This window comes from Mesorhizobium sp. M2A.F.Ca.ET.039.01.1.1 (assembly GCF_003998035.1).
Classification (GTDB): Bacteria; Pseudomonadota; Alphaproteobacteria; order Rhizobiales; family Rhizobiaceae; genus Mesorhizobium.
Map to the genome: position 1 here is coordinate 1 of NZ_RZRY01000265.1, position 8,065 is coordinate 8,065.

Genomic DNA, 8,065 nt, shown 5'->3' on the forward strand with positions numbered 1-8,065 from the left:
CCGGGGAGGTGCATGCGCCGACGGCGAGCCAGTTCCATTGGGCGTTCCTGCTGACGGCGGTGATCCCGCTGCTCTCCATCCCGGGATTCTTCTTTCTCCATCCGGAAGATGGCCAGCAGGTCAGCGGCCATCGCCGCAAGGCGGAAGTTCAAGGGTAAGCCCGGCGCATGACTCCGGCGCCAAGCTGTGCTATGCGCCGCGCTTCCTGTCAGGCCGGTGCTGAAATCGGCCGCAAATCGCTTATATTGGCGCCACCATGACCGTTTCGCTTGATCTTACCGCCGAAGGCGCCCGTGACGCCTTGCGCCGCGCAGCCCCGGCCGAAAAGCCGTCCCTGATCGGCCTGACCCGCGCCGAGATCGGCGAGGCGCTCATCAGTGCCGGCATCGTGCCGGAGCGCCAGGCAAAGATGCGCGCCCAGCAGCTCTGGCACTGGATGTATGTGCGCGGCGTATCCGACTTCGCGCATATGTTCAACATCTCCAAGGACCTGCGCGCCGCGCTCGACACGCATTTCACCGTCGCGCGGCCGGAGATCGTCGAGGAGCAGATCTCCTCCGACGGCACGCGCAAATGGCTGTTCCGCTTTCCGCCGCGCGGCGCCGGCCGTCCCGTCGAGATCGAGACCGTCTACATCCCCGAGGAAGGCCGCGGCACGCTCTGCATCTCCTCGCAGGTCGGCTGCACGCTGACCTGCTCCTTCTGCCACACCGGCACGCAGAAGCTGGTGCGCAATTTGACGACGGAAGAGATCCTGGCGCAACTGCTCACCGCGCGCGACCGGCTCGGCGATTTCCCCGACCGCGACACGCCGGACGGCGCCATCGTCCCGGCCGAAGGGCGCAAAGTGTCCAACATCGTCATGATGGGCATGGGCGAGCCGCTCTACAATTTCGAGGCGGTGAAGAAAGCGCTGCTGATCGCCTCCGACGGCGACGGCCTGTCCCTGTCGAAGCGCCGCATCACGCTGTCGACCTCGGGCGTGGTGCCGGAGATCGCCCGCACCGGCGAGGAGATCGGCGTCATGCTGGCGATCTCGCTGCATGCCACCAATGACGACCTGCGCGACCTTCTGGTGCCGATCAACAAGAAATTCCCGCTGAAGGAGCTGATCGCCGCCTGCAAGGCCTATCCCGGCCTCTCCAACGCCAAGCGCATCACCTTCGAATATGTGATGCTGAAGGACGTCAACGATTCCCTCGACGACGCCAAGGCGCTGGTGAAGCTCTTGAAGGGCATTCCCGCCAAGATCAATCTGATCCCGTTCAACCCGTGGCCCGGCACCAACTACCAGTGCTCGGACTGGGAGACGATCGAAAAGTTTGCCGACTACATAAACAATGCCGGCTACCCCTCGCCGATCCGCACGCCGCGCGGCCGCGACATCCTCGCCGCCTGCGGCCAGCTCAAGTCGGAATCGGAGCGGATGCGCAAGGTGGACCGGCTGGCGCTCGAAGCCATGATGATCGCGGGGCACGGCGAGGCGTGAGGCGTATCATCGCCTATCTCGTCCGCTTCGCCGTCATCCTGATCGGCTATATTGTCGGCTCGCTGGCGGCGAGCGCCTTTCTCAACGCGCTCTTCCTCGGCTATTTCGGCTATGCGCTGTAGCCAGGCCACCCGACGATCGCGCCGGCGCTCTATTTTTCGGTGCCGTTCGTGGCGCTGTTCGTCGCCTATTTCGCCTTCATGCCGGCCGCCGTCGTGATCCTGGCGGCCGACGTGCTTGGCCGGCGCGACTGGCTGTTCTACGCGCTGGGCGGCGCGGTCGTCGCCATCGTCTTCCTCGGCTTCGTGCATAATGTGGGCGACGCCAATTTCGATGTCACCGCGACGAATGTCCGCTTGGCCGTGATCGGCTGCGGCATGGTCGGCGGCATCTTCTACTGGCTCTCCGCCGGCCGCTGGGCCGGAAGCTGGCGCCGCCCGCCCCTGGCCGACGCGGACCCTTGAGCTGATGACGAAAAGTTGCAGACTTTTCTGCAGCGGATCATGTCAAAACCCATCGACTTGAAGAGGCTGCCCGAATCGAATTTGGCCCGCCGTGCCGAGACATTCTGGCAAGACCGACAGGAGCAGGGCCATGGCGGAAGGTGAAATGAATGGCGGCTCGGCCGCCGCCGTGGCCGAACGGCTCGATCAACCGGCCGAGCGCAGCCCTTCCGGCCTCGGCGCCGGCCTGCTGTTCATCCTCTCGATTGCCTGCGGCGTAAGCGTTGCCACCATTTACTTTCCCCAGGCGATCACGCTGCTGATCGCGTCCGACCTGCACGTCCCTGCTGACACGGCGGCCTTGGTCGTCACCACCGCCCAGCTTAGCTATGCGCTTGGCCTTCTGCTGCTGGTGCCGTTGGGAGACCGGCTTCCGCATCGTCCGCTTGTCGCAACCCTGTTGACGCTGACGGCCGCAGCACTTCTGATCGCCAGCCAGGCGCCGACGCTGCCGGTGCTGGCAGTCGCAAGCATGGCGACGGGCATCACCACCGTGGTGCCGCAGATCCTGCTGCCGATGGCGGCCGGGCTGATGCCGCCGGAGCGGCGCGGGGCGGTCACCGGCACGCTGCTCAGCGGATTGCTGGCCGGCATTCTTTTGGCCCGCACCTTCGGCGGCTTTCTCGGCGAGCATCTCGGCTGGCGCGGACCGTACCTGGTCGCCGCGGCGGCGCTGTTCGCCTTAGCCGTCCTGCTTGGCCTGGTGCTGCCCAGGACGGCGCCGACATCTTCGCAGCGTTACCCGTCGCTGGTCGCGGCGGCCTTCATCCTCTTTCGCGACGAGCCGGAGCTGCGCCGCTCCTGCCTTTACCAGGCGCTGATGTTCGGCGGCTTCACCGCCGCCTGGACAAGCCTGGCCTTGCTGCTCGGCGGACCGCTGTACCATCTCGGCGGCCAGGCGGTCGGGCTGATCGCGCTGGTCGGCGCGGCCAGCGTGTTCTGCACGCCGGTCGTCGGCCGGCTGATCGACCGCAAGGGTCCCGACGTCGTCAGCCCGCTCGCCTTTTTCACCGGCATCGCGGCGGGGATCGTCCTGCTCGGCGGCGGGCTTGGCGGAGCAACAGGCCTGTTGGCGCTCACGGCGGGCATGCTGCTCCTCGACATCGCCGTGCAGAGTGGTCAGACCGCCAACCAGGCGCGTGTCTTCGCGATCCGGCCCGACGCCCGCAGCAGGCTCAACACGGCCTATATGACCTCAGTTTTCCTCGGCGGCAGCGCCGGCTCTTGGATCGGCGTCAAGATCTACGGCCATTGGGGATGGCCTGGCGTCTGCGCGCTCATCGCCGCCGCGGCGATCATCGCTCTGGCAAGGCATGCGGTGAAGATATATCGCTGAACCCTTGCCGATTGCCGCAAGCGCCGAGCGACAGCTACTTCGCCTGCGCGGTCAGGATCTTGAGCGCGAAGGCCGAAAACACGCAGCCGAAGAGATAATCGACCACGCGGGTGACGCGCGGGCTGGCCTTCATCGCCGCCGAGAACTTTTCCGCCGCCAGCACCATCGGCGCCGTCACCGGGATCGACAGCGCGATGAACATCACGCCGAGGAAGAACAGCTTGCCGGACGCGTTCGGATCATGCGCGGAGACGAATTGCGGCAGGAAGGTCATGAAGAACAGGATGATCTTGGGGTTGAGCAGGTTGACGCCGAGCCCGGCCGCCCAACTGCGGAACAGCGAAACCTGCGGTCCTGTCCGCTTCTCCGGTGAAAAGGCCGAGCCCTTCATCACCGCCTGCCAGGCCAGGAACACCAGATAGCCGGCGCCGAAGATCTTGAGCACGAAGAAGGCCATAGGCGAGGCGACGATCAGCGCCGAGATGCCGACCACCACTAGCGTTGTATGGATCAGCGTGCCGGTGAGCGCGCCAGCCATCGAGGCGAAGCCGGTGGCACGGCCCTGGCTCAGCGTGCGCGAGACGAACAACGTCATGTCAGGCCCCGGCGTGATCGCCAGGATGATGGTGGCAATGGCGAATTGGATGAGCGTCGAAGTCTCGGGAATGAAGGACATTGGTCGCCTCGGGGGTCGCCTCGGGTGGATCGCGCGCCCTATAACGCGGCGCTTTCTGCCACGCCAGCGTCTGTCCTGGCAAACATCTGGCCCAGCCTGTGCCACCGGCAGGCTTCCGTGGTAGTGTCTCAGTTTGAATTTCGGGACCGTCAAAAATCCATAGTCGCTATCGATTGCCTGACTTCAGCCAACTCTGACGCGACTTCTGGATGATCGAATGACAAACCGAGGTAGGTAGCCAAAACGACGTCACTTCCATTCGAGAGATACCAAACTCCGAGTGTCTCACTGAGGTCGTGGGACACGCACCCGACAGAAAATACCTTGCCCATGTTTGTAACCGGATCGTCAAACGCTCGGGGCTGCTTTCTGCAAAATTCAGCGAGCATGCTTCGCAGTGCAACTATGCTTACTCGCGGATGTTTGCCTCCAGCATAGCGGGCAATCGTGAACTGAAACGCTCCAACTCCGGAGGGAAGGGCAAGGGTTGGAACACCCTCGGGTACGTTATCTGTTCTGTCGGCCCAATCCGAAGGTAGATCAAAATGCAATCCATAGAACTCTATGCGCATGTCACCCTTTTCTCGTAGGGGCCGCGCTTGCCGTCATCCAGCGTGTCGTCGGCTTCCTCGCCAGTCGCAATACGCATGACGTGGACGGCGTCGCCGATCACGTCGCCGGGGCGCTTCTGGCCTCCGGTCGGCTTTAGCTCGGATACTCCAACACGATGACGTAGCCGGATGGCTGGGTTATCGGACCGATGTCGGTGGGTACATCCCGCTCCGGTTGCCAGATCACGTTGATGATCCGGCTTCCCTCTTCGCCTAGGCTGTGGAGAAGCGTCTTCAGACGGTCCACATCGTCCGGGCATGTTTCGACTGCGTATGACATGAAAGCTCCCGCGCTTTGCGGTAAGCATATAGGAGTTCGGCGCATGGCGCGACAGTCGGACGGCTGCGATCCGTAGCCGCTCATATTTCAAACTGAGACACTACCGCATCCTTCGTCTCTTGCGCCGCCTGGAAACCCCATGATACCTCGCCCCCGAAGCTTTTTCCTGCGGAACCGCCAAAAATGTCCAAGTTCAAAAACGTCAAGAAAGTCGTGCTCGCCTATTCCGGTGGCCTCGACACCTCCATCATCCTGAAGTGGCTGCAGACCGAGCTCGGCGCCGAAGTCGTCACCTTCACCGCCGATCTCGGCCAGGGCGGCGAGCTGAAGCCGGCGCGCCGCAAGGCCGAGATGATGGGCATCAAGGACATCCGCATCGTCGACGTGCGCGAGGAGTTCGTCGCCGACTTCGTCTTCCCGATGTTCCGCGCCAACGCCGTCTATGAGGGCACCTATCTGCTCGGCACCTCGATCGCCCGGCCGCTGATCACCAAGCATCTGGTCGAGATCGCCCAGGAGACCGGCGCCGACGCGATTGCCCATGGCGCCACCGGCAAGGGCAACGATCAGGTCCGCTTCGAATTGTCGGCTTTTGCGCTGAACCCGGAGATCAAGGTCATCGCGCCCTGGCGCGAATGGTCGTTCAAGTCGCGCACCGACCTTCTGAACTTCGCCGAACAGCATCAGATCCCGGTGCCGAAGGACAAGCGCGGCGAAGCCCCTTTCTCGGTCGACGCCAACCTTTTGCACTCCTCCTCCGAGGGCAAGGTGCTGGAGGACCCGTGGAGCGAGCCGCCGGAATTTGTCCACCAGCGCACCGTCTCGCCGATGGACGCGCCCGATGCCGTCACCGAGATCGAGATCGAATTCCTCAAGGGCGATCCGGTCGCGCTCAACGGCAAGAAGCTGTCGCCGGCAACCATGCTGGCGGCGCTGAACGACCTCGGCCGCGACAACGGCATCGGCCGGCTCGACCTCGTCGAGAACCGTTTCGTTGGCATGAAGTCGCGCGGCGTCTACGAGACCCCCGGCGGCACCATCCTGATCGCTGCTCACCGGGCGATCGAATCGATCACGCTCGACCGGGGCGCTGCCCACCTCAAGGACGAGTTCATGCCGCGCTATGCCGAGCTCATCTACAACGGCTTCTGGTTCTCGCCCGAGCGCGACATGCTGCAGGCGATGATCGACAAGAGCCAGGAGGATGTCGAAGGCACGGTGCGGCTGAAGCTCTACAAGGGCAATGTCATCGTCACCGGCCGCAAGTCGAAAAAGACACTCTATTCCGATGCGCTGGTCACCTTCGAAGACGACCGTGGCGCCTACGACCAGAAGGACGCGGAAGGCTTTATCCGGCTGAACGGGCTTCGGCTGAGGACGCTGGCCGCGAGAAACCGCAAGCACTGATATTTTGCCGATACGGCAGCGATCAGACGACCCGGCGGAAACGCCGGGTTTTTATTTCAAATATCTAATATAGAAAAGTTCAGACCACTTCAGAGAAATTATCATTTGAACCTTTCCGCCGCTCTAACTAAGTTCGCCAGTGGGATGCGGGGAGTTTTCACAGTGAAAATAGTATTTATCTTCTGGCTGCGGCAGCGTTGACGTTGATGACGTGCGGGCCCTCGCAAGCAGGCACGAAGCAGGCGCCTGAGGCTAATTTGGACGGGTGCATCTCCGCTGTCCATTTATGGAGCATCACGTTCAAGCACGAAATCGCCTCGTTCATGGGCGTCTCGCAAGAGCGCATGCCGACCCTGTTCTGCCAGCGCCTTGCCGAAGGGATACGCAGCGGCCGGATCGGCTACTCCGACATAAACAGGGTGCAGCTTGATCAACCGACCGAAATCTGGTTGGTCATCAAGGGCAAGTCAAAGGCGGCGGCTGCGGCCACGCCGGCGCCGCGGAACTCTAGATTCCGTACCTGCTCAAATGTTATCACCGGCTCCTTCGAGGTTTCCGCTTCCGAGAAATGCCCCTTAGGCGGCAGCTACTCGCAAGCTGCCGGAGTCCCGACAGTGATCGAGGGTAAGTCAAAGGTGGCTGCTCCAGCGCCGCGGAACTCCAAGTTCCGTACCTGCAGCGGCACTACCGGTACCTTCCAGATTCCCGTTTCCCGGAAATGTCCATTGAGCGGCTACGCGAATGATTGAGAGTTAGGTGATGAGATCGGACCCGGTCGTTCCGGTGGTTGGGTTTTGACCCTTGCTTCGTAACAAAAAAGCCCGGCGCAGGCCGGGCTTTTCGTCGGAATGGAGATATTCCGTCAGTCGGCGTCAATCGCCTCAGCGATGCGGGCGATCGCCTGCTGATAGACGCTTGCCGAATTCCAGCCGGCGATCGCGCCCATATTGGCCTGATAGCTCGCGCCGGCGCGCCAGCCATGGCCCTTGAGGAAGTTGGCGGTGGATGCCAGCGCCGTGTTGCGGTCGCGCAAATTGCCGCTGCCGACGCCATATTTCAGCACGTTTCCGGGCAGGAACTGGGTATGGCCGATCTCGCCATGCATGGCGCCGACCGAGGAGGCGCTGAGCGCGCCGCGATCGACAAGCTTCAGCGCGGCGATGGCATGCGGCTTGAAATAATCCGGGCGACGGCAGTCATAGGCGAGCGTCACGATCGCCGAAACCGTGTTTTGGTTCCCCATCGAGGCGCCGAAACCGGTTTCCATGCCCCAGATGGCGAGCAGCACGCCCGGCGGCACGCCATAGGTGCTCTCGATATTGGCAAACATCGCCGCGTTTGCTTTCTTCAGCGCGCGGCCTCGGGAGATGATCGCGGATGCGCCACGGCGCTGCATGAAGCTTTCCACCGAGCCGCTGAACGCCTTGTGGACCGCCCGGTCGGCGGCGATCGTCCTGGTGGCGTAAGTGGCACCCGCCAGCGCGGACAGGCCCCTCTGGCCGACACCCTCGGCTCTGGCCTCGCCGGCAAAATCCTGTTTCCAGGCGTCAAAGCCGGCGCCGTTCTTGCCACAGCTCGGAGCCGCCTCGGCGCCCGCCGTCAGCGCCAGCGTCGCCACTACCGCCGCCGCAAAAATCCTTCCTTTGGCAAAAAATGCCATCTCGTTCTCCTGAATTGCCTGAATCACGTCCCGGTTGTGAATTTGCCAGCGAAACGCCGGGTTGTCACCGCCTCCGCGGAGCACGTGACACTCGACACTGGCG

9 protein-coding genes are annotated in these 8,065 nt (G+C 63.0%); 6 read left to right on the forward strand and 3 right to left on the reverse strand.

Going from position 1 to position 8,065, the window contains the following annotated elements:
• Window positions 1-256 precede the first annotated feature (256 nt).
• From rlmN to EOA24_RS19920, 4 genes are all read left to right on the forward strand, one after another.
• Complete coding sequence (gene rlmN / locus EOA24_RS19910) at window positions 257-1,489, forward strand: 23S rRNA (adenine(2503)-C(2))-methyltransferase RlmN (RefSeq protein ID WP_127409994.1); 1,233 nt, start codon at window positions 257-259, stop codon at window positions 1,487-1,489.
• Complete coding sequence (locus EOA24_RS44115; protein WP_292256119.1) at window positions 1,486-1,611, forward strand: hypothetical protein; 126 nt, start codon at window positions 1,486-1,488, stop codon at window positions 1,609-1,611. Before rlmN ends, EOA24_RS44115 begins: the two co-directional genes overlap by 4 nt.
• A gap of 48 nt (window positions 1,612-1,659) precedes the next feature.
• Window positions 1,660-1,953: a hypothetical protein gene (locus EOA24_RS44120; RefSeq protein WP_348526204.1), complete on the forward strand. Its 294-nt coding sequence runs from the start codon at window positions 1,660-1,662 to the stop codon at window positions 1,951-1,953.
• Window positions 1,954-2,083: 130 nt separating this feature from the next.
• Complete coding sequence (locus EOA24_RS19920; RefSeq protein WP_210211650.1) at window positions 2,084-3,328, forward strand: MFS transporter; 1,245 nt, start codon at window positions 2,084-2,086, stop codon at window positions 3,326-3,328.
• A gap of 34 nt (window positions 3,329-3,362) precedes the next feature.
• Here the strand turns inward: EOA24_RS19920 and EOA24_RS19925 are convergent, their stop codons facing one another.
• Together EOA24_RS19925 and EOA24_RS41705 are read right to left on the reverse strand one after the other, a co-directional pair.
• Window positions 3,363-4,004, reverse strand: coding sequence for a LysE family translocator (locus EOA24_RS19925; protein ID WP_126080421.1), 642 nt, complete (start codon window positions 4,002-4,004; stop codon window positions 3,363-3,365).
• A gap of 705 nt (window positions 4,005-4,709) precedes the next feature.
• Window positions 4,710-4,895, reverse strand: a complete 186-nt coding sequence (locus EOA24_RS41705) for a hypothetical protein (RefSeq protein ID WP_189343309.1) — start codon at window positions 4,893-4,895, stop codon at window positions 4,710-4,712.
• A 183-nt stretch (window positions 4,896-5,078) separates the two neighbouring features.
• Between EOA24_RS41705 and EOA24_RS19935 the strand changes: the two genes are divergently transcribed.
• Both EOA24_RS19935 and EOA24_RS19940 read left to right on the forward strand, forming a co-directional pair.
• Window positions 5,079-6,302 (forward strand): argininosuccinate synthase, encoded by a 1,224-nt coding sequence (locus tag EOA24_RS19935; protein ID WP_126080418.1) that lies wholly within the window; start codon window positions 5,079-5,081, stop codon window positions 6,300-6,302.
• A 257-nt stretch (window positions 6,303-6,559) separates the two neighbouring features.
• A complete protein-coding gene (locus EOA24_RS19940) occupies window positions 6,560-7,051 on the forward strand; it encodes a hypothetical protein (protein ID WP_245501824.1) in 492 nt (163 codons plus the stop codon).
• Window positions 7,052-7,164: 113 nt separating this feature from the next.
• On the opposite strand, the gene EOA24_RS19945 is transcribed toward EOA24_RS19940, so the two are convergent.
• On the reverse strand, window positions 7,165-7,962 hold the full coding sequence (locus EOA24_RS19945) for a lytic transglycosylase domain-containing protein (RefSeq protein ID WP_127409996.1): 798 nt from the start codon (window positions 7,960-7,962) through the stop codon (window positions 7,165-7,167).
• Between the last annotated feature and the right edge of the window lie 103 nt (window positions 7,963-8,065).

What these genes read in the sequence shown, in the direction of transcription:
- rlmN (WP_127409994.1), top strand. Translation starts at nt 257, where the DNA reads ATGACCGTTTCGCTTGATCTTACCGCCGAAGGCGCCCGTGACGCCTTG.
- EOA24_RS19920 (WP_210211650.1), top strand. Translation starts at nt 2,084, where the DNA reads ATGGCGGAAGGTGAAATGAATGGCGGCTCGGCCGCCGCCGTGGCCGAA.
- EOA24_RS19925 (WP_126080421.1), bottom strand. Translation starts at nt 4,004, where the DNA reads ATGTCCTTCATTCCCGAGACTTCGACGCTCATCCAATTCGCCATTGCC.
- EOA24_RS41705 (WP_189343309.1), bottom strand. Translation starts at nt 4,895, where the DNA reads ATGTCATACGCAGTCGAAACATGCCCGGACGATGTGGACCGTCTGAAG.
- EOA24_RS19935 (WP_126080418.1), top strand. Translation starts at nt 5,079, where the DNA reads ATGTCCAAGTTCAAAAACGTCAAGAAAGTCGTGCTCGCCTATTCCGGT.
- EOA24_RS19945 (WP_127409996.1), bottom strand. Translation starts at nt 7,962, where the DNA reads ATGGCATTTTTTGCCAAAGGAAGGATTTTTGCGGCGGCGGTAGTGGCG.